This is a genomic window from Rhodospirillales bacterium, assembly GCA_016710335.1.
Taxonomy (GTDB): Bacteria; Pseudomonadota; Alphaproteobacteria; order Rhodospirillales; family Defluviicoccaceae; genus JADJXQ01.
On the sequence record JADJXQ010000004.1, the window covers coordinates 85672 to 106303 of the forward strand.

The window sequence follows — 20632 nt, forward strand, 5'->3', positions numbered from 1 at the left end:
TCTGTCACCCTGCTGATCCTGCGGAAGCGTTCGCCCGGGATCGATCTGCAGCCGGGCGTGCGCTAAGAGTAGCCTATGTCGACGTCGTTGCCCAAGACCCGCCTGTTCGTCGCCGAAGATCTCGGCCCTGCGTCGGTGCTCACCGTCGGCGGCAAGTCCGCGCACTATCTCCTCAACGTCCTGCGGATGACCGCCGGCGATCGGCTGACCGTGTTCAACGGCCGTGACGGCGAATGGCTGGCGGCAATTGCCGCCGCCGGCCGGATGCGCTGCGAGCTTGCCCTCGAGCAACGGATGCGGACGCAGCACGCGGAACCGGGGCCGTGGCTGCTGTTCGCGCCGATCAAGAAGACCGGCGTCGACTTCATCGTGGAGAAGGCGACCGAGTTGGGCGCCGCGCATCTGTGGCCGGTGCTGACCCGGCGGACGCAGTCGGGCCGCGTCAATCTGGAGCGCCTGCAGGCCCAAGCCATCGAGGCGGCAGAGCAGTGCCGCCGCCTTACCATTCCGGCCATCGCCGCGCCGGTTTCTCTCGCCGCGCTGCCGGCGCACTGGCCGCCGGACCGGCGGCTCATCGTTCTCGACGAGCGTGGAACGGCGCCGCCGCTCGCCGCCGTCATTCAGGACGGCGCGCGCCGGCATCCGACCATGCCGGTCGGCTTCCTGGTCGGCCCGGAGGGCGGCTTCACGGCTTCCGAACTTGACGCGCTGACGACGCTGCCCTTTCTTAGCGCCGCGTCGCTCGGTCCGCGCATCCTCCGGGCTGAAACCGCGGCGCTGGCCGCGCTGGCATGCTGGCAAGCAGTTGCCGGTGACTGGGGCCAGTGAGTTGGGACCAAGTGCCTGCTGCAACAGGCCGTAAGGACACGTCATGGCCACCACGACCACCGCCGACAGCGAACCTCTGACCGAGAAGCGTCAACTCGTGGACTTCATCGCCAGCGGCTGCAAGCCGAAGGAGCGGTGGCGGATCGGCACCGAGCACGAGAAGTTTGCCTACTGCCTGGAGGACGGCCGGCCGCTCCCGTATGAGGGCGAGCGCAGCATCCGAACCCTTCTCGAAAGCCTGATCCCGTTCGGTTGGACGCCGATCCTCGAGCACGGCAATCCCATCGCTCTGTCCGCGCCGGACGGCTGCCAGATCACCCTCGAGCCGGCCGGGCAGTTCGAGTTGTCGGGCGCGCCGCTCAAGACCATCCACCAGACCTGCGGCGAGGTCGACCGTCATCTGGAGCAGGTGAAGAGCGTGGCCAAGGCCACCCAGGTCGGCTTTCTTGGTCTCGGCTACCAGCCCAAGTGGCCGCTGGCGGCGATGCCGTGGATGCCGAAGGGCCGCTACGCCATCATGCGCCGCTACATGCCGACCCGCGGCAACCTCGGCCTCGCGATGATGCAGGCGACCTGCACCGTACAGGTCAACCTGGATTTCGAGTCCGAGGCGATGATGGCGGAGATGTTTCGCGTCGGATTGGCGTTGCAGCCGGTGGCGACGGCGCTTTTCGCCAACTCGCCGTTCCGCGACGGCCGCCCGTGCGGCTATCTCAGCTACCGCAGCCACATCTGGACCGACGTCGATCCGGACCGCACCGGCATCCTGCCGTTCGTGTTCGAGGACGGCTTCGGGTTCGAGCGCTACGTCGACTACGCCCTGGACGTGCCGATGTACTTCGTCCACCGCGGCGATCGCTACATCGACGTCGCCGGCCGGTCGTTTCGCGACTTCATGGCCGGCCGCCTCGACGGCCTGCCGGGCGAGCGGCCCATCGCCACCGACTGGGAGGACCACCTCACCACCATCTTCACCGAGGTGCGCATGAAGCGGTTCCTGGAGATGCGCGGCGCCGACGGCGGTCCGTGGAACCGGTTGTGCGCGTTGCCGGCGCTCTGGGTGGGCCTGCTTTATGATGCGGAAAGCCGCGCCGCCGCGTGGGATCTGGTGCGCGACTGGACGGCAGAGGAACACGCGGCGCTCCGTCTCGCTGTGCCCCGCCTCGCCCTCAAGACAGTGTTCCGGTATGGGACTCTCGCCGACATCGCGGTGAGGGTGCTGGAGATCGCCCGCGACGGCCTCAACCGCCGCAACATCGGCGACGGCACCGGCCAGAATGAATCCAGGTTCCTGAACCCGCTGTTCCAGATCGCGGAATCCCGCTTCACCCCGGCCGAGGACCTGCTCGCCGCCTACAACGGCCGTTGGCGCGGCTCTGTCGACCCGGTGTTCAGAGAGTACGCCTACTGACGGGTTGCGCCGCTGAACCTACTCCCGCGTCGGCACGACGCTCATGTATACCGACGTGCCGCCCGTCTTGTCGAAGGTCATGACATCGTAGGTCTCGGGGTTTGGCCCTTCCATCCCGGGCGAACCCACCGGCATGCCCGGCACCGCGAGGCCGGCGACGTCGGGCCGCTCGCGCAACAGTCGGTCGACCGCGTCGGCCGGGACGTGACCCTCGAGAGCATAGCCGCCGACCACAGCCGTGTGGCATGACTCCAGTTCTGCCGGCACGCGTGCGCTCGTCTTGACCGACTGGAGGTCCAACATGTCATGGCTGCTCACGGCGTACCCGCGCGCCTTCATGTGCTCGATCCAGCCCTCGCAGCAGCCGCAATAGGGCGACTTGTAGACGGTGACGGCGGGCTGCTCGACGCTCCCCGCGCTTGCGCCATGCTGGTCCGCAGAGGCCGGGCTCGTGAGATCGAACGCCGCCAAAGGCGCCGCCACCACTGCCGCCAACAGAACTCTCAAGCCGTTCATCTCTGCTCTCCTTGTCGCCAGTGGAGCAATGGTACGTGCATTAGAAAGCCGTGCCGCCGACCGTGAGGCCGTCGATGCGGAGCGTCGGCTGGCCGACGCCGACGGGCACGCCCTGGCCGTCCTTGCCGCAGGTGCCGATGCCGGGGTCGAGCGCCATGTCGTTGCCGATCATCGCCACCTTGGTCAGCACATCCGGACCATTGCCGATCAGGGTCGCCCCCTTCACCGGCGCCCCGACCCGTCCGTTTTCGATCCGGTACGCCTCGGTGCACGAGAACACGAACTTGCCGTTGGTGATGTCGACCTGACCGCCGCCGAACGACACGGCGTAAAGCCCGCGGTCGACCGAGCCGAGGATCTCCTCCGGCTCATGACCGCCGGAGAGCATGTAGGTATTGGTCATGCGCGGCATCGGCCGGTGCGCGAAGCTCTGGCGGCGGCCGTTGCCGGTGGACTTCTGACCCATCAGCCGAGCGTTCATGCGGTCCTGCATGAAGCCGACCAGGATGCCGTCCTCGATCAGCACCGTCCGCTCCGTCGGCGTGCCCTCGTCATCGACCGTGAGCGAGCCGCGGCGGTCGGGAATGGTGCCGTCATCGACGACGGTCACCCCAGGCGACGCCACGCGCTCGCCCATCAGGCCGGCGAACGCCGACGTCTGCTTGCGGTTGAAGTCGCCCTCCAACCCGTGGCCGATGGCCTCATGCAGCAGGATGCCGGGCCAGCCGGGGCCGAGCACTACGGTCATCTCGCCTGCCGGCGGCGGCACCGACTCGAGGTTCACCAGGGCCTGGCGCAATGCCTCGTCGACCGCCGCCCGCCATGCCTCCGGCTGCAGGTAGCGGTCATAGTTCACGCGGCCGCCGACGCCGTGGCTGCCGACCTCGCGGCGACCGTCGCGCTCGACGACCACCGAGACGTTGAGCCGGACCAGCGGGCGGATGTCGCCGATCGGCGGCTGCTTCGGGCGCACGATCTGCACGGCCTGCCACTCGCCGGACATGGAGGCCGTGACCTGGCAGACTCGCTCGTCGCGGCCGCGGGCGTACGCATCGATGGCGGCCAACAGGGCGACCTTGTCCTCGAACGGCACCGCCGCGAGCGGATTATCGTCGCCGTAGAGCCGGCGATTGGTGCCGACGGGGGGCTCCGCGAAAGTGCCGCCATGCCCGGCGCGTACCGCGGCGATGGTGTTGGCGGCGCGACGGATGGACTCCTCGCCGAGCACGGAGGCGTGGGCATAGCCGGTGGTATCGCCGTTGACGGCGCGCAGCCCGAAGCCCTGGGCAGTGTCGAAGCTGGCGGTCTTCAGGCGGCCGTCGTCGAACACGAGGCTCTCGGACTGGCGGTACTCCAGGAACATCTCGCCGTCGTCCGCGCCGTGCAGGGAGTCGTCGACGAGCGCCTGCACCCGCCCCCGGTCGAGGTCGGTCCGCCCGAAAAACAGGTCGTCGGCAATGGCTGCATTGGTCATTATGATCTCCGTCAAGCACTCCGGCTGGCATGACCGTTATATGGCGCGAGGGCAGGCTCACGTCGACCCGCCTTCCGAATTGCGCTTGACGCGGTGCGGGGCGTCATGCTGAACAGAGTCGCTGGCAGCAAGCGCTTATCTCTCGACTTCGCTTAGGATAAGGTGCCGGGTCAGGCAGCGAAGCAACCCCATGCTGAGCGAAATCGAAGCATGGGCGTCGCAAGGCGCGGTACATAGTCCAAGTGCAAAGGGAGACGGTCGGCCAATGGCCCGTGATCTTCGCGACGAAAATGGTTGGCGGCCGGCGACACGGCTGGTGCGAGGCGGCACCTGCCGTTCGGCGCACGAGGAAACCTCCGAAGCCCTCTACATGACCTCCGGGTATGTCTACGGCTGCGCCGAGGAGGCCGAGGCGGCGTTCAAGGGCGACACGCAGCGTTACGTCTATTCGCGGTTTGCCAACCCCACCGTGACGATGTTCGAGGCGCGCATGGCCGCTGCCGAAGGTGCTGCACATTGCCGGGCGACGGCCTCCGGGATGGCCGCCGTCTTCGCCTCGATGGCCTGTGCGGTCCGCGCCGGCGACCGGGTCGTCGCGTCGCGGGCGCTGTTCGGCTCGTGCCAATACGTCGTCGCCGAGATTCTGCCGCGCTTCGGGGTGGAGACGGAATTCGTCGACGGCGGCGACCTCGCCGCGTGGGACCAGGCGCTGGCGCGGGCGGCGGCGTTCGTTTTCCTGGAGACCCCGGCCAACCCGACCCTCGGAATCATCGATCTTGCCGCCGTCGCCGAACTGGCGCACAGGGCGGGGGCCAAGGTGGTGGTCGACAACGTCTTTGCCAGCCCGATCCTGCAGAAGCCGCTCGAACTCGGCGCTGACATCGTCGTCTACTCGGCGACCAAGCACATCGACGGCCAGGGCCGCTGCCTCGGCGGCGCCGTCCTCACCAACGACGGCGACTACGAGGACACGGTCCTGGTGCCGTTCCTCCGCAACACCGGTCCGGCGCTGAGCCCGTTCAACGCTTGGCTGCTGCTGAAGGGCCTGGAGACACTGGAGCTTCGCGTCCAGCGCCATTGCGGCAATGCCGCCGCCGTCGCCGGCTTCCTTGAGGCCCGCGACGGTGTCGGCCGGGTGCTCTACCCCGGACTGGCAAGCCATCCGCAGCACGACCTCGCCGCGCGGCAGATGACCGCCGGCGGCAGCGTGGTCTCGCTCGAGCTGCCGGGCGGCAAGGCCGCGGCGTTTCGTTTTCTCAACGCCCTCCGGCTGATCGACATCTCCAACAACCTCGGCGACGCCAAGAGCCTCGCGACCCACCCGGCGACCACCACCCACCAGCGCTTGACCCCGGACGAGCGCGTCGGCATGGGCATCGGCGACGGCCTTGTGCGGATCTCGGTCGGATTGGAGGACGTGGACGACATCAAGGCCGACCTCGATCAGGCGCTGGCCGCGGCGTCAGCCAGCACATCGGGCCTTCGCGCGGCGGTGTAGGGTTGCGCCGCCGGGAGGTCGCATCACGAGGCCATCTGGTTAGGGAGATTGGCGACGATCTGCGGGAACACGGTGACGTCATGTACCGGCGACACCTTCTGGATCCCCCGCACCTCGGAACAAAGCTCGGCGCTGGCGGCTTGTGAGGGGATACGCAAACGGTGGAGCGCCTCATGGACATGCAGAGGCACGGCCGCGCAGCGAAGCGGCGTGTGGCTGCGGAAGCCGGCGACAACGGCAAGTACAAGGCGTTGGCGCGGCTCGGGTACGCGTCCCGCGGCGTCGTTTACGTCATCGTCGGGGCGCTCGCCGTCCTCGCCGCCTGGGGCGGCGGCGGCGGCCAGACGACCGACACCAAGGGTGCGCTGCAGTCTCTAATGGACGAGCCGTTCGGGTGGGTCCTCATCGGCGTGTTGGCGCTGGGCCTCGTCGCGTTCGCGGTCTGGCGCGCCGTGCAGGCCTTTGCCGATGCGGATCGTCACGGGAGCGACGGCAAAGCGCTGGTAATTCGCGGCGGGATGGCGGTCAGCGCCGTGACCCACCTTTTGCTGGCCGTGTTCGCCGCCAGCCTGGCCTTCGGCTGGGGATCCGCCGGCGGGGGCAGTGGTGATAGCGGCACGCAGAGTTGGATCGCCAAGCTGATGCAGCAGCCTTACGGCGTCTGGCTGGTCGCAATCGTCGGTCTATCCATCATCGGCGCAGGCATCGCCCAGATCGTCAAGGGCGTCAAGGTCAAGTTCGAGAAACGGCTGGACGCCGACGAGAGCGCAATGCGCTGGATGCGGCCGGTCTGCCGGTTCGGCCTGATCGCGCGCGGCATCGTCTTCGTCATCATCGGCGGCTTCATCGGCATCGCCGCCTGGCAGAGCGATCCCCAGGAGGCACGCGGCTTGGCCGGCGCCCTGGAAACCCTGCGGAGCCAACCCTACGGCGAGGCGCTGCTGGGCGTCGTTGCGCTCGGCCTGATCGCGTTCGGAATCTATTGCTTTGTCGAAGCCATCTACCGCCGCATCGGGATGGGCGCCGGCTAGCGCGGCGGCGCGGCCGCATCGGCCCGGCCGGCGCTCGGTGGTGGCAGAGCGGCAGCGGCGCTACAGACGCCCCGTGCGAAGCGTCCGTCGAGGTGGACAGGTGCGGCGAAGTGTCCCATACCTTAGGGACGGAATTCGAAAGATGCGTCACGGAGGAGGTCATCGATGTCTTTGACCGGAAACGACAGCCTGGGCGCGCGCCGGCAACTGAAGGTCGGCGGGCGAGATTACGAATTCTTCAGCCTCAAGGCGGTTGCCGATGCCGGGTTCGGTGACGTGTCGCGGCTGCCGTTCTCGCTGAAGGTGCTTTTGGAGAACCTGTTGCGGTTCGAGGACGGGCGCAGCGTCAAGGTGGACGACATCGAGGCCGTTGCCGCGTGGCTGCAGGAGCGCAGGTCCAGTCGCGAGATCGCCTATCGGCCGGCTCGGGTGCTGATGCAGGACTTCACCGGTGTGCCCGCCGTCGCCGACCTGGCCGCCATGCGCGACGCCATGGTGGCGCGCGGCGGCGACCCGAAGAAGATAAATCCGCTGGTGCCGGTCGACTTGGTCATCGATCACTCGGTAACTGTCGATGCGTTCGGCACGGCAGGGGCGTTCAAGCAGAACGTCCAGCACGAATACGACCGCAACCACGAGCGCTACGCGTTCCTCCGCTGGGGCCAGAAGGCGTTCGACAACTTCCGCGTGGTGCCGCCGGGCACCGGCATCTGTCATCAGGTTAACCTGGAATACCTGGCGCAGGTGGTGTGGACCAGCGGCCTCAACGGCACGACCCTTGCCTATCCGGACACGCTGGTCGGCACCGACAGCCACACCACCATGATCAACGGCCTCTCGGTGCTCGGTTGGGGCGTCGGCGGCATCGAGGCGGAGGCGGCGATGCTCGGCCAGCCGATCTCCATGCTGATCCCGGAAGTGGTCGGCTTCAAGCTGACCGGCGGAATGCGGGAGGGCGTGACCGCCACCGACCTGGTGCTCACCGTAACCGAGATGCTGCGCAACAAGGGCGTGGTCGGCAAGTTCGTTGAATTCTGCGGGCCGGGGCTGGCCCATCTGACCCTCGCCGACCAGGCGACCATCGCCAATATGTCGCCCGAGTACGGCGCCACCTGCGGCTTCTTTCCGATCGGCCAAGCCACCATCGACTACCTCACGTTCACCGGCCGGGAACCCGAGCGGGTGGCGCTGGTGGAAGCCTACGCCAAGGAACAGGGGATGTGGCGGGACGCCGACACGCCGGATCCCTCTTTCACAGACACCCTTGAACTCGACCTCGGCGACGTGGTTCCGTCGCTGGCCGGTCCCAAGCGGCCGCAGGACCGGGTGCTGCTGTCGGACGCGGCGGCGGCGTTCAAGCGCCATCTCGCCAGCGAGCGGCACGTTGATCAGAACGACCGGGTCAACGAGATGGACCTGGAGGGCTCTGGCACGGTGCCGTCCCTTGACCGCGAAGCTCCGGTTGAGGGCGCCAACTACAGCCTCACCGACGGGGACGTCGTCATCGCGGCGATTACGAGTTGCACCAACACCTCCAACCCCACCGTGCTGGTCGGCGCCGGCTTGGTGGCGCGCAATGCGCGGCGCCAGGGTCTCTCGGTCAAGCCCTGGGTCAAAACCTCGCTCGCGCCCGGCTCGCAGGTGGTCACCGCCTACCTGGAGGCGAGCGGACTCCAGGAAGACCTGAACGCGCTCGGCTTCAACCTGGTCGGCTATGGCTGCACCACCTGCATCGGCAATTCCGGGCCGCTTTCGGAGCCGATTGCCGAGGCCGTCACCAAGGGCGATCTCATGGTCGCCTCGGTGCTGTCCGGCAACCGCAACTTCGAGGGGCGCATCCATGCCCTGACGCGTGCCAACTACCTCGCCTCGCCCCCACTGGTTGTGGCTTACGCACTCGCGGGGTCGATGAGCCGCGATCTCCTGAACGAGCCCTTGGGCAAGGGCGGGGAAGGACAGCCGGTCTACCTCAAGGACATCTGGCCCGAGAACAAGGAAATCCAGGACGTCATCAAGAGCGTGGTGACTCCGGAGATGTATCGCACACGTTACGCGGACGTGTTCACCGGGACCGAGGAGTGGCGCCGCATCGACGTGGCCATCGGCGAAACCTACGACTGGGAGCCGGAATCCACCTACGTGCGTCTGCCGACCTTCTTCGAGGAGGGCGGCCAGAGCGGGTTCGCCAACATAGAAGGCGCTCGCCCGCTGGCGCTGCTCGGCGACTCGGTGACCACCGACCATATCTCCCCGGCCGGCGCCATCAAGCGGGACAGTCCCGCAGGCGAGTACCTGATGGAGCGCGGGGTCAAGGTTGCGGAGTTCAACTCATACGGCTCGCGGCGCGGCAACCACGAGGTGATGATGCGGGGCACCTTCGCCAACATCCGCATCCGCAACGAGATGGTGCCGGGGACCGAGGGCGGCGTCACCAAGCTGATGCCGGACGGCAAGCAGATGTCCATCTACGATGCCGCCATGGCCTACCAGAAGGACGGCGTACCGCTGGTGGTCATCGCCGGCAAGGAGTACGGCACCGGCTCGTCCCGCGACTGGGCGGCCAAGGGCCCGCGACTGCTCGGCGTCAAGGCGGTGGTCGCCGAAAGCTATGAGCGCATCCATCGCTCCAACCTGGTGGGCATGGGCATCCTGCCGCTCCAGTTCAAAAACGGCGCCACCCGCAAGACCCTGAAGCTCGACGGCAGCGAGACGTTCGACATCACCGGCATCGAAGGCGACGTGCGCCCGTCGATGGACGTCACCCTGACCATCCACCGCAGCGGCGGCGAGAGCGAAACGGCGCCGGTGCTATGCCGGATCGACACTCTGGAGGAGGTCGACTACTACCGCTCCGGCGGCATTCTCCAGTACGTCCTCAATAACCTCTCGTGAGGAGCTTCTGAGCATGAGGCCAGGGCCGTAATCGACTTGGCAGCCAAGCCGCTGTTGCGGGCCGCTCACGCCGGTTCCAGGCCGAGGCGGCGGTCGCGGTTGCGGATCCACCAGATCGCCGGCAGGGCGAGCAGCACCATCCATGTTTTGCCGATGATCTGGCCGGGAAGATACGCGAGACTGCCGAACGCCAGATAGAGGAAGACGGCGCTATCGACAATCAAGCCGACCAGGCTGCTGAGCGCCACTGCAAGCAGCAAGCGGCGGCGCTGTAGCGGCGTGTAGACCGCGAGGTCCACGAACTCGGATATCAGGAACGCGACGGCCGAGGCGATAACCAGAGACGGCGGCGCCAGCACAGCCGAGACGGCGGCGCCTCCGAGAATCGCCGCGGCCGCCCAGCCGACCCCCAGCCGCCGCTGCACCAGGTCGCGCAGCACCAGCGCCAGCCCGACCATGATCACGCCGCTCGGCGCCATGACGCCCGGCGCCACCGGCACCAGACAGACGCCGTCGGCCGTGCACACGGTTCCGACGTGCTGGATCAGCCAGTTGGCCGCCGGAATGCAGGCGGCGAAGGCGGCAAGGAATGCGGTTCCCTCAATGGTGCGTCTGTTCATCGTGCGTCCCCGATCTGGCGCGGACCTTACCGGTGATGCGCGGGACAAGACAACACGTCACGTAAGGTTTATGCAGGCGGTGCGCCCTTTCCTTCCCCTGCACCGCGGCATGGCCAACCCGTTTACACTCCGGTTACGATGCAATGGTAGTCTCCCAGCCTGGTTCGAAGTGTCGTGCCCGGCGGCCGCCTGAATGCATCGGCAGCGTTTTCGGTCACGGCGCTGGCCAATCCTTGAGCGAGGCCACGGTCGTTGACGACACTGCAGGAACTGGGGCGGCGAGAGGATTCGTTCATGGCGGCCTTGGACCCCAGCCACGTCTACATTAACGACGCCCGAGCCGAGGTGCTGAAGGCGGCGGTGACCGCCGTGCGCGAAGGCCACGCGATCGTCATTATCACCGGAGCCGACGGGGCCGGCAAGACGACGCTGATGCAGGCGCTCGGCGCGTGGCTGAAGGGGGTCGACGACATCGTCCTCGCCTGTCGCGACCGGGTGCTGGCCTGCAGCAGCGGGACGACCCTTGAAGCCGCGACCGCCGTCTGCCGTCCACCGGCACATTTCGCCGCGGGCGCCGCCGCCCGTGGCCGGAGCGAGAACGGGCCTTTTACGCTCCTTCTGGTTGACGATGCCGACCGCCTTGATGCGCCCGTCCTTGCAGGGCTGAAGCGCTGGGTGGTGCAGGCGCGCGAGGACGGCGTCGCGATGGCGATGATCATGACCATCACAGACCGTGGCCGACGGGCGCGGCGGACCGAGGACGAACAAATCCGCGCCGGCGCCGACCGCGAAATCAAGCTGCCGTTGCTCGACGCGGGCGAGGTGCCCGCCTTCGTCTATCACGCGCTTCAAGCCAAATGCGAACACGGGCTGGACTTGTTCAGCGACGCGGCGTTGGCGCGCATCTCTTTCTATGGCAACGGCAATCCGGGGCGCATTGCGCGCCTCTGCACCGGCGTTGTCGCCAAGGCCGAGCGCACCGGGACCCGCCCAATACCGCAGGAGTTGGTCAAGGATGTGGCATGGACCCTGTTCGTGCCGCCGCACTTGCGGAAACTGGCTGCCGGGCGGTCGCAGCCTGAATTCGATGGCTTGACGGCGACGGCCGACGACGATGACTCCCGCCTCGATTACTCGCTTGCGGATCCGGAACCAGAGCGACGACCGCACCGGGCTCCTCAGGAACAGCGGCCGCCTGTTATCCCGCAGCGCGACGGGGGCCCAGAGCCGCCGCGCCGCGCCGTGCCGGAGCGAACGTTCCCGCAGCCTCCTGCCGACGGCGACGCCGCCGCCGAGACTGCGCTGCGGCCGGCGCCCATTGTCATGGAGCCGCCTGCGGCCGCGGCGGCCGAAGCCGCGAAGCGCTCCGGCCCCGGCGCGGCGCGCACCGTGCTCGTCGTGCTGCTTGCCTTGCTGGTCGGCGGGGCCACCGGGTACGCTCTGGTCCGAACCGGACTGGTCAAGGCCGGCGGCCTCAATCGCGCTTGGCGTGCCGTCACCGTCGAAGGCGAAGCCGCCGTGTCTGCGGCCTCAGTGTGGATCGCCGACCTCAGCAGTGTCGTCACCGAGATCAGCGACAACGTCAACGAGGTCCTGCGCGAGGTCGGTCCGCTCGACGATGAGCGGTATGGTCGGGATCGGGTGGCCGCAAGCGATGCGGAAGGCGCCGCCGCAGGGGTTGATGCGCCGCCGCCGCAGTCCCCGCTGGCGGGCGCGGAACCCAGCCTCAAGCCGGCGGATCCCCCGGCGACGGAGATCCTCCAGGGCCCCCGGCCGGCACCACCAGCGGCGAGCGCTCCGCCGGCGGCCGAAATGTCGCGGAAGGATGCTTGGGATGGTGCGGTGGACGCCAGCACGGCGCCTTTACCGGAGTCTCCTCCTGAGGAATCCGCCGCCGCCGACGTTGCGCCGGCCCCGGCCGAACCCGCCGCAAATAGCCAAGCCCCGTCTGCGCAACAACAACGGAAAAGCTCCATTGGCGCCATCGACGCGGCGCCGTTGCTGGCCCGCGGCGACCGGATGCTGGAGTTGGGCGACCTGGCTTCGGCGCGCCTCTTCTACAAGGTGGTGGCCGAGCGCGACGACGGCCGCGCTGCGATGCTGATGGGCCTGACGTTCGACCCTGTCTACTTCCGGCAGCGGGGCATCAAGGGCATCCGACCTGAACCGGAACAGGCCATCGCCTGGTACAGGCGCGCCATTGCGCTCGGATCCGCAGAGGCCGAGCAGCGCCAGCGGGTCCTGGTGTCGTGGCTGAACTGGCGGGCCGAAACCGGCGATGCGGCGGCGGCGCGGACGCTGCAGAATCTGCCGTAGTCGAAACCGCCGCGTCGCCCGCGCCTTCTCTCTTCACTGGCCGGCGCCGGCGGCGGGCGCCAGCGACGCCCCCGTCTCGCCGGCAGTCGCGTCCGGCGCGCCGGGCTGGCGATCGGCGGTGGGCTGGGAATCCAGCCATTCCTGCGCCGCGGCAAAGCGGGTCCAGCCCGCGACGTCGGCGGCGAGGTTGATTTCGCGCCACTTGGGGTGGCGGGCTTCGGACAGCAGATTGCCGAAATCGCCGAACAATGCTTCGACGAACCGCGCCGCCTGGCGGTAGCGCACCGATCCGGGCTCCCAATTGTAGACGGCGAGCACCGTGCCCACCGCGAACGTCTCGATCGCTTGCGGGTCATCGACGAGGCGCGGGTAGTCATCGTGATCGAGAGACGCCGGGGCGTACGTCGACAACAGCGCTGGCGCCATCGGCACGGACAACAGGTGAAGCCCGCCGGGATCGTCGATCTGCCGGAAGAAGGCGGCCGGCTTGCCGGTCACGTAGACGAGACCGGCGATTTCCCCTGCCTTCAGTTTGTCGAGCGCCACAACGTGGTCGAGCAGCAACGGCTGCACGGTGACGCCGAGGGTCTCGAAGGCGGCGGTCGCGGCCACCGCGGAGCCACTGCCTTCCGGCCCGATGCTCACCGGTTGGCCGGCGAGATCCTGGAACGAGCGGATGTCGTCCCGCACGAGCAGGTGGAACTCCTCGTTGTGCAGCTTGGTGATGTAGCGAAGGCGCTGCGCCGTGGTGGTGTGGATGCGGTTGCGGGCCACGTAGTCGAGGGCGTCCTCCTGGATGATGCAAAGGTCGATGCCTTTGAGATAGAGGAGGTCGGTGATGTTCTGCACAGAGCCCTTGCCCACGATCGGCAGGATGCGGAGGTCGCCCCGCTGGTCGAGCACCGCTGCGAGGTCGCTGGCGATCCGTAGCGAGGTGCTGCCCCATTCCCCGGCGATGATGCGCACAACCCCCTCGTTGACCCGGGAGCGGGTCTGGTACACAAAGGCGTCAGCCTCGGTCTGTTGCGCTTCGACAGTGACCGCAACGCCGAGCCAGACGATCACCGCGAACACCGCTGCCTGAACAAATCGTTGCACGCGGATACTCCTCGCTGATGAACGGCTGTCGTAACGGGGCGGACGAGCGCAGCCTAGACCTCCCGATATGCGGGAACAAGTCTAACTTCACGCTACCGCGTCCGCCGGCGTCGACCAGGCGGCAGAAGGCGTGGTAAGCTGAGGGCGAAAACGCGGGTCGAAGGGCCTGCGGCGGGCGCTATGGGCGGAATGGCGGCAGATGGCTTCGCTCAAACCTTTCGGAGAATCGATCGCCTCTCTGGATGCCGTGCTGGCACCGATCAATCGCGCCGGCTGGCCGTTCATCGCCAGCTTCGCGGCGGCGACGGTTGTGCTGTGGTGGCTGGCGCCGCCGTTTGGGTGGATCGGGGTCGTGCTCACGCTCTGGTGCACGTACTTCTTCCGGGATCCTTCGCGGGTGACCCCGAGCCGCCAGGGCCTGATCATCAGCCCGGCGGACGGGGTGGTGCAGGCCGTCCTGCCGGCGGTGCCGCCCCCGGAACTGGGTATGGGCAACGCCCCCCGCACCCGCATTTCGGTGTTCATGAATGTGTTCGACGTGCACGTGAACCGCATCCCCGTCGACGGCGTCGTGACGCGGACCGCTTACCGACCCGGCAAGTTTTTCAACGCGTCGCTCGACAAGGCGAGCGAGCACAACGAACGCCAGGGGTTGGTGGTGACCGCCGACGACGACGCGCAGGTGGCGTTCGTGCAGATCGCCGGGCTGATCGCGCGGCGCATCAAGTGCATGGTGCACGAGGGGCAGGTGGTTCGGGCTGGTGAGCGGTTCGGGCTGATCCGCTTCGGCAGCCGGGTCGATGTCTATCTGCCGGACGGCGTTGCGCCGCTGGCGGTGGTCGGTCAGCGCGCCGTCGCCGGTGAAACGGTGATCGCGGACCTTCGCGCCCAGGAAGCGGCACGCGAGGGGGAGCGCCGGTGATCGCGTCGTCCGATGAAACTGCTCAGCCGCCGCAACGCCGGCGGATCAAGGCTCTCCACATCAATCGCATGATCCCCAACGTGCTGACGTTGCTGGCGCTGGCGGCGGGCCTGTCCGGTATCCGCTTCGCGTTGCAGGAGCGGTGGGAGCTTGCCGTGTTCGCCATCGTCGTTGCCGGTGTCCTCGACGCCCTCGACGGCCGCATCGCCCGCATCCTCAAAGGCGCCACGCGATTCGGCGCCGAACTCGACTCCCTTTCGGACTTCCTGTGTTTTGGCGCGGCGCCGGCCCTGATCCTCTACGTCTGGACCTTGCAGGACGCCGGGCGCATTGGCTGGTCGTTGGTGCTGTTGTTCTGCATCTGCTGCGCACTCCGGCTGGCGCGCTTCAACACGGACCTGGACGCGCCGGAGCCCCCGGCATGGCGGCGCAGCTACTTCACCGGCGTGCCGACGCCGGCCGGCGCCGGGCTGGCGTTGCTGCCGATGGTCATGTGGTTTCAGGGAGAAATAGACTTTTTTCGCCATCCCGCCGTCGCTGGCCTCTGCGTGGTCACCGCGGCGATCCTCGAGGTCAGCCGGGTGCGCACCTTTTCGTTCAAGAAGATCCGCGTGCCCACCAACCGCGTGCTGCCGGTGATGCTCGCCGCCGGCCTCTATCTGGCGCTCCTGCTGAGCGCCCCGTGGACGACGCTGTCGCTCACCATGTTCGCCTACGTTGCCTCGATCCCGTTCAGCGTTCGCAGCTACGCCGCCCTCAGCCGCGCCCCCTCCGCCGAGGAGGGTGAATAGCAGACCGTTACTCCGCGGCCTGCGGTAACTCCTCCACGACCGACAGCTTGTGGGTGCGGCGGCGGCGGCGCCAGTCGCTGACGTTGGCTTTCAGCATCAGCGCCGCGGGGGTGAACACCAGGGTCAGGAGGGTCGAGAAGCCGAGGCCGAACACGATGGCCGTTGCAAGCTGCGACCACCACTGGGTCGCCGGCGCGCCGACCGAGACGTGGCGGGCGATGAAGTCGATGTTGACCCCGAACATCATCGGCAGCAGGCCGAGTATGGTGGTGATGGTGGTCAGCATCACCGGCCGAAGCCGCTGGGCGCCGGTCCGGAGAATGGCGTCCAGCGGGCTTGCCGCGGTCTTGACGAGGCGGTCGTAGGTGTCGATCAGCACGATATTGTTGTTGACGACGATGCCGGCCAGGGCGATGACGCCGATGCCGCCCATGACGATGCCGAACGGCTGGACGGTGACCAGCAACCCGACGAACACGCCGATGGTCGACATCACGACTGCGGTCAAGATCAGCGCCGCCGAGTAGAAGCTGTTGAACTGCGTGACCAGGATCACAGCCATCAGGAAGATGGCGTAGGCGAACGCCTTCAGCAGAAACGCCTCGGCCTTGTTCTGCTCCTCGTCCTCGCCCTTGAAGCGGATACCGATGCGCCGATCGACGTCGGCGCCCGCCAGCCACGCCTGAATTTGCTTCACCTTGTCGTCGGCGAGCACGCCCTCTTCCACGTCGGCCTTGATGGTCATCACCCGGCGGCTGTCGGTGCGATAAACGGCGCCGACCTGCGGCTGTGGCTTCAACTGCACGAAGTTGCCGATGGGCACGGCGCCCGAAGGCGTGTTGAGGCGCATCTCGTCCAGCATGTCGATGGTGCGGTAGCGCTCCGGGTAGCGCACCCGGATGTCGATCTCGTCGTCCGAGTCGTCCGGGCGGTATTCGCCGGCCTTGATGCCGGTGGTGACCATCTGCACGGCGCGCCCCAGCGTCGCTACATCGACGCCGAACTTGGCGGCCTGGGCGCGGTCGATGACGATCTCCCAGTCGATGCCGGGGAGCGGCCGGCTGTCCTCGATGTTGACCAGGCCGCCGATCTGCCGCAGCCCCGCCAGCACCTGCTCCACCGCCGGCGCCAACAACTCCGGATGCCGGGACGAGAGTTCGATCTGGACCGGCTTGCCGATCGGCGGCCCGGCTTCCTCTTCGCGCGGATCGACGAACACCCCGGCGATCCCGGACGTGCGGTCCTTGACCTCTGCGAGGATCTCCTTCGCCGGGCGGCGGTGCTCCCAGTCGACGAGTTCCAGGGTGATGGTGCCGATGATGTCCTCGGCCTCCTCGCCCCGCTCGGGCGTGCCGGTGCGCGTGTAGACGGCTTCGAACTCGTCCATGCCGAGGATGCGCTGCTCCACGTCCCGCATCAGGGCGTCCTGCTCGAGGCTGGAGAGGTTGCCCCGTGCCCGAACCTGCAGCTTGACCACCTCCGGCTCGACGTCCGGGAAGAACTCGACGCCGCGGCCGAACGCAGCATAGGCGACCTGGACGCCGACCAGGAGCACAACCGCAACCACCACTACCTTGCCCGGATGGCGGAGCGCCGCCTGCAGGAAGCGCACATAGCGGGCGGTCCAGCCGTGCAGGTGGCCGAGGTCGCCGCCTTCCGCGCCGGCGAGGCTCCGCATCGTCTCGGGATCGGCGGCGCCCGGCTTGCCGATGAAGGCGCCGAGGGTCGGCACGAACACCAGCGCCATCAGGAGCGACGCGGAGAGGGTGGCAAGGAGGGTGATGGGCAGGAACTTCATGAACTCGCCAACCACGCCCGGCCAGAACAGCAGCGGCAAAAAAGCGGCCAACGTGGTCGCGGTCGAGGCGATGATCGGCCATGCCATGCGCTTGGCGGCGACCGCATAGGCCCGGCGGCGCGGCTCGCCCTCCACCATCTTGCGGTCGGCAAGCTCGGTGACGACGATGGCGCCGTCGACCAGCATGCCGACGGCGAGGATCAGCGCGAACAGAACAACCATGTTGATGGTCAGCCCGAACCCCTGCAGCACCAGGATCCCGGCGAGAAACGATCCTGGAATGGCGACGCCGACGAGGGCCGCGGAGCGAACGCCGAGCGCCGCCACGATGACGATCATCACCAGCAAAACCGCGAACAGCACGCTGTTCTGCAGGTCCGAGAGCATGGTGCGGATATCGCCGGACTTGTCCTGGATGAAGGCGACATGCACCGACCGGCGCAGCGCCTCCGGCCACGCGCCGCTTTCTTCGGCAACCACGGCGCGGACCCGGTCGACCGTCTCGATCAGGTTTTCGCCGGTCCGTTTGGAGACCTCGATGGCCAGCGCCGGCCGCCCGTCGACACGGGCGAAGCCCTGTGGGTCCTTGAAGGTGCGGCGGACCTCGGCGACGTCGAGCACGCGCACCACCGCGTCCCCTTCGACGCGGAGCGGCAGATCCGCGATGTCGCGGGCTTCTTCGAACAAGCCCGGCACCTTGACGCTGAACCGGCCGCGCCCGGTGTCCTGAGCGCCCGCGGCTACCAGGAGGTTGCTGCTCTGCACCAGGGCCAAGGCCTCGTCGGGGGACAGCCCGTAGCTTTCCACGACAACCGGATCGATCAGGACCTCGACGAGTTCCTCGCGGTCGCCGGCGATCTCGGCGCTGAGCACACTGGTGACCGATTCGATCTCGTCCCGCAGGTCGCGGGCGAGGCGGAGCAGGGTGCGTTCCGGCACATCGCCGGACAGCATCACCACGACGACCGGGAACAGGCTGAAGTTGACTTCGCTGACGATGGGCTCGTCGGTTTCTTCCGGCAGTTCCGGCTTGGCCAAGTCGACCTTGTCGCGCACGTCCTGCAACGCGCTGTCGGCGTCGAAGCCGGCCTCGAACTCCAGCAGCACATAGGCGCCGCCCTCGTAGCCCTTGGAGCGCATCTCCTTGACGCCCTCGATGGCGCGCAACTCAACTTCCATCGGCCGGATCAACAGCCGTTCGGCGTCCTCCGGCGAAATGCCCTCGTGGGTCATCGAGACGTAAATGATCGGGATGTTGACGTCCGGCTCCGCCTCCTTGGGAATCTCGATGAAGGCGATGGCGCCGGCGATCAGCACCAGCACCAGGATCGAGAGGACGGTGCGCGAGCGGACGAGGGCGGTATCGATCAGGGGCATCAGGACGTGTCCCCTGCTACGGCGGCGCTGTTCGCGCCCGCTTCCTCGACCGGTCGCACCCGCTGCCCGTCGCGGACGAACTCCTGGCCGACCGTGATCACCGTCACCCGCTCCGGCAGGCCGCCGACCCACATGCCGTTGGTCGTGTCGTCGATGATCTGCACCGGACGGAAGGCAACCTCGCCGTCACCGTCGATGGTCTTGACGCCCAGTTCGCCGGCGTCGTTGAGGGTGAGAACCGCCGGCGAGACGAGATGCGCCGCAATCGGCCCCAACGGCAGCGACACTTCGGCGGTCAGTCCTTCAGGAATGGCGCCGTCCGGATTGTCGACGACGATCTCGACGCGGAAGGTGCGGGTCTCGCTCGACCCCATGCGCGCCAGATAGCGGACGGCGCCTGTGAGTTGCCGGCCGGTGACGAGGCGGATGTCGGCTTGGCTGCCGACGCTCACTCCGCCGACCATCCGCTCCGGCACCGCGACGACCACCTCGATTGGGTCGAGATCGACGACGGTCGCCACCGGATCATGGACCTCGACGACGTCCCCCACTTCGACCGGCAGCGCGTCGACGACGCCCCGGAACGGCGCCCGCACTTCGATGCGCTCGATGTCGAGGCGCGTGGCGGCAAGCCTTGCCTCGGCGGCCTCGAGCGCCGCCCAGTCCTCGGCCTTGCGGACTTCGGACTGGAAGCCGGACTTGGAGAGTTGCTGCGTCGCCTCGAATTTCTGCTGCCATTGCTGGACCGCGGCCTCCGCCTCGCGGAGCCGGCTCTGGCGGTCCTCCATCGCGAGGCGGACGATCACGTCGCCCTCGTCGACCCACCGACCCTTTTCCGCGACCAGTTCGACGAGGCGGCCGCCGGTCTCGGCGCGCACCTCGACGGCGCGGCCCGCTTCCGTGCGGCCGAACAGGTTGAGGCGGCGGTCGTGGCTCGCGGCGTCCAGGGTTCGCACCTGCACCGACGGAAGCGACTCTGACGCCGCCGCGGCGTCGGCGGTCGCGCGCTCTGTTGGCGCTGGGTCGCCATCGTCGCCGATCAAGCCGGTCGCCAGCCACAGGCCGACGGCGGCGACGATGCCGCCGGCTATCACGTAGGAGCGTTTCATCACAGGATAGACCTCGCATGTTCCTACGCAGCGGCAGCGCCGGTCGATCACCGGGCGGAAGCCGGTCGTCGTGCGCAGGCCTGCGCGGCACCGGCGCCGGGTGCGTTGGCACCCTCAGTATCTATGCCACGGAGCTCAGTTGTCCAGGAGTGCCAGAAGATGCTGCGCCGCTTCGTCAGCCTCGCCGCGCTCGCCGCTGAGCGCCGCCGCGTCTGCGGTGAAGGCCGCCGAGAGGGCGCGCAAGGTTCGCTCCGGCGTCTGGTGCGCGAACAGGGTGTGAGCGATGAGGGCGCGGGCCGTGTCCTCGAGCGAGGTTTCCGAAACGTGCCAGGAGCGCGGACCGCCGTAGCGGAGACAGGCGATGACGCCGATGCCGCAGGGCCCCGCGGCGGGCAGGGGCTTCAGGGGAGCATCGCTCGGCTGGCGTGCCGCCAGCGGCACCGCATAGGGATGCACGCCGCCCTCCCGGTCAAGGATGGCGAAGGCGTCGGAGAAGTACGCCGCGCCGCAGCGGACCAGCGCCTCCACCAGCGCCGTCGTTCCGGCGCCCGGCGCCCCCGGCAGGAGGATGACGCGGTCCCGGTGGCGAACTACTCCGGCGCGGACGAAGACGAAGCGGTGCGAGTGCGCGGCGACCATCACGTGGAGCGCATCCTCCACTGCGCGCGCGATCACTGTCCGGTCGCTGGACCTGAGAATCGGCCTGCCGTCGATCAACAGAGTCCAAGTGTCGCCGGCCAACGCGCCCGGAGCATTCCGCCGCTCGAGGCCGATCGTCGCATCCACGGTCTCGCCCGGTACGGTCGGCTGCCAGCACGGCGGCAGGCGGTCGAGGACCGCGCCGATCAGCCCGTTGCGCTCGGCGCGGATGCCGATGGTGGCGTCGAAGCAGTGATAGCAGAGGGTCTCGGCCGCGGCGGACGGCGGCGATGTGGTGCTCATGTCCCGGCG

15 protein-coding genes are annotated in these 20632 nt (G+C 68.1%); 8 read left to right on the forward strand and 7 right to left on the reverse strand.

Annotated elements, in window-relative coordinates; genetic code table 11:
- Positions 1 to 75 precede the first annotated feature (75 nt).
- Together IPM60_08100 and IPM60_08105 are read left to right on the forward strand one after the other, a co-directional pair.
- The gene (locus IPM60_08100) at positions 76 to 828 is read left to right on the forward strand and encodes a 16S rRNA (uracil(1498)-N(3))-methyltransferase (protein MBK8907856.1); all 753 of its coding nucleotides are present in this window, start codon (positions 76 to 78) and stop codon (positions 826 to 828) included.
- A 43-nt stretch (positions 829 to 871) separates the two neighbouring features.
- Positions 872 to 2239, forward strand: coding sequence for a glutamate--cysteine ligase (locus IPM60_08105; GenBank protein MBK8907857.1), 1368 nt, complete (start codon positions 872 to 874; stop codon positions 2237 to 2239).
- A gap of 18 nt (positions 2240 to 2257) precedes the next feature.
- Here the strand turns inward: IPM60_08105 and IPM60_08110 are convergent, their stop codons facing one another.
- Positions 2258 to 2755, reverse strand: a complete 498-nt coding sequence (locus tag IPM60_08110; GenBank protein MBK8907858.1) for a DUF411 domain-containing protein — start codon at positions 2753 to 2755, stop codon at positions 2258 to 2260.
- A gap of 40 nt (positions 2756 to 2795) precedes the next feature.
- A complete protein-coding gene (tldD, locus tag IPM60_08115) occupies positions 2796 to 4229 on the reverse strand; it encodes a metalloprotease TldD (protein ID MBK8907859.1) in 1434 nt (477 codons plus the stop codon).
- Between the two features lie 265 nt (positions 4230 to 4494).
- On the opposite strand from tldD, the gene metZ reads away from it, so the two are divergent.
- The 3 genes from metZ (at position 4495) to acnA (ending at position 9650) form a co-directional block, all read left to right on the forward strand.
- Complete coding sequence (metZ, locus tag IPM60_08120; protein ID MBK8907860.1) at positions 4495 to 5727, forward strand: O-succinylhomoserine sulfhydrylase; 1233 nt, start codon at positions 4495 to 4497, stop codon at positions 5725 to 5727.
- Positions 5728 to 5906: 179 nt separating this feature from the next.
- Positions 5907 to 6758 carry a DUF1206 domain-containing protein gene (locus tag IPM60_08125; GenBank protein MBK8907861.1) on the forward strand — a complete coding sequence of 284 codons (852 nt, stop codon included), beginning with the start codon at positions 5907 to 5909 and terminating at the stop codon, positions 6756 to 6758.
- 165 nt (positions 6759 to 6923) lie between these two features.
- Positions 6924 to 9650 (forward strand): aconitate hydratase AcnA, encoded by a 2727-nt coding sequence (gene acnA / locus IPM60_08130; protein ID MBK8907862.1) that lies wholly within the window; start codon positions 6924 to 6926, stop codon positions 9648 to 9650.
- Between the two features lie 65 nt (positions 9651 to 9715).
- Here acnA and IPM60_08135 read toward each other — a convergent pair whose 3' ends face one another.
- Entirely contained in the window at positions 9716 to 10270 is a 555-nt protein-coding gene (locus tag IPM60_08135) for a VUT family protein (protein MBK8907863.1), read from the reverse strand.
- A 294-nt stretch (positions 10271 to 10564) separates the two neighbouring features.
- On the opposite strand from IPM60_08135, the gene IPM60_08140 reads away from it, so the two are divergent.
- Positions 10565 to 12586 carry a hypothetical protein gene (locus IPM60_08140; GenBank protein ID MBK8907864.1) on the forward strand — a complete coding sequence of 674 codons (2022 nt, stop codon included), beginning with the start codon at positions 10565 to 10567 and terminating at the stop codon, positions 12584 to 12586.
- 33 nt (positions 12587 to 12619) lie between these two features.
- On the opposite strand, the gene IPM60_08145 is transcribed toward IPM60_08140, so the two are convergent.
- On the reverse strand, positions 12620 to 13684 hold the full coding sequence (locus tag IPM60_08145) for a TRAP transporter substrate-binding protein (protein MBK8907865.1): 1065 nt from the start codon (positions 13682 to 13684) through the stop codon (positions 12620 to 12622).
- Between the two features lie 199 nt (positions 13685 to 13883).
- Between IPM60_08145 and IPM60_08150 the strand changes: the two genes are divergently transcribed.
- Together IPM60_08150 and IPM60_08155 are read left to right on the forward strand one after the other, a co-directional pair.
- Positions 13884 to 14606 carry a phosphatidylserine decarboxylase gene (locus tag IPM60_08150; GenBank protein MBK8907866.1) on the forward strand — a complete coding sequence of 241 codons (723 nt, stop codon included), beginning with the start codon at positions 13884 to 13886 and terminating at the stop codon, positions 14604 to 14606.
- Between the two features lie 68 nt (positions 14607 to 14674).
- Complete coding sequence (locus IPM60_08155) at positions 14675 to 15397, forward strand: phosphatidylcholine/phosphatidylserine synthase (protein MBK8907867.1); 723 nt, start codon at positions 14675 to 14677, stop codon at positions 15395 to 15397.
- A gap of 7 nt (positions 15398 to 15404) precedes the next feature.
- Here IPM60_08155 and IPM60_08160 read toward each other — a convergent pair whose 3' ends face one another.
- The 3 genes from IPM60_08160 to IPM60_08170 all read right to left on the reverse strand — a co-directional run bounded on the left by IPM60_08160 (position 15405) and on the right by IPM60_08170 (position 20623).
- Positions 15405 to 18575: an efflux RND transporter permease subunit gene (locus IPM60_08160; GenBank protein MBK8907868.1), complete on the reverse strand. Its 3171-nt coding sequence runs from the start codon at positions 18573 to 18575 to the stop codon at positions 15405 to 15407.
- Complete coding sequence (locus IPM60_08165; protein MBK8907869.1) at positions 18572 to 19681, reverse strand: efflux RND transporter periplasmic adaptor subunit; 1110 nt, start codon at positions 19679 to 19681, stop codon at positions 18572 to 18574. Before IPM60_08165 ends, IPM60_08160 begins: the two co-directional genes overlap by 4 nt.
- Before the next feature lie 135 nt (positions 19682 to 19816).
- The gene (locus IPM60_08170) at positions 19817 to 20623 is read right to left on the reverse strand and encodes a hypothetical protein (GenBank protein ID MBK8907870.1); all 807 of its coding nucleotides are present in this window, start codon (positions 20621 to 20623) and stop codon (positions 19817 to 19819) included.
- Positions 20624 to 20632 lie beyond the last annotated feature (9 nt).

Coding starts and splice junctions, on each gene's coding strand:
- IPM60_08135 (MBK8907863.1), bottom strand. CDS start 10,270: ATGAACAGACGCACCATTGAGGGAACCGCATTCCTTGCCGCCTTCGCC.
- IPM60_08100 (MBK8907856.1), top strand. CDS start 76: ATGTCGACGTCGTTGCCCAAGACCCGCCTGTTCGTCGCCGAAGATCTC.
- tldD (MBK8907859.1), bottom strand. CDS start 4,229: ATGACCAATGCAGCCATTGCCGACGACCTGTTTTTCGGGCGGACCGAC.
- metZ (MBK8907860.1), top strand. CDS start 4,495: ATGGCCCGTGATCTTCGCGACGAAAATGGTTGGCGGCCGGCGACACGG.
- IPM60_08165 (MBK8907869.1), bottom strand. CDS start 19,681: ATGAAACGCTCCTACGTGATAGCCGGCGGCATCGTCGCCGCCGTCGGC.
- IPM60_08105 (MBK8907857.1), top strand. CDS start 872: ATGGCCACCACGACCACCGCCGACAGCGAACCTCTGACCGAGAAGCGT.
- IPM60_08140 (MBK8907864.1), top strand. CDS start 10,565: ATGGCGGCCTTGGACCCCAGCCACGTCTACATTAACGACGCCCGAGCC.
- IPM60_08170 (MBK8907870.1), bottom strand. CDS start 20,623: ATGAGCACCACATCGCCGCCGTCCGCCGCGGCCGAGACCCTCTGCTAT.
- IPM60_08125 (MBK8907861.1), top strand. CDS start 5,907: ATGCAGAGGCACGGCCGCGCAGCGAAGCGGCGTGTGGCTGCGGAAGCC.
- IPM60_08110 (MBK8907858.1), bottom strand. CDS start 2,755: ATGAACGGCTTGAGAGTTCTGTTGGCGGCAGTGGTGGCGGCGCCTTTG.
- acnA (MBK8907862.1), top strand. CDS start 6,924: ATGTCTTTGACCGGAAACGACAGCCTGGGCGCGCGCCGGCAACTGAAG.
- IPM60_08150 (MBK8907866.1), top strand. CDS start 13,884: ATGGCTTCGCTCAAACCTTTCGGAGAATCGATCGCCTCTCTGGATGCC.
- IPM60_08155 (MBK8907867.1), top strand. CDS start 14,675: ATGATCCCCAACGTGCTGACGTTGCTGGCGCTGGCGGCGGGCCTGTCC.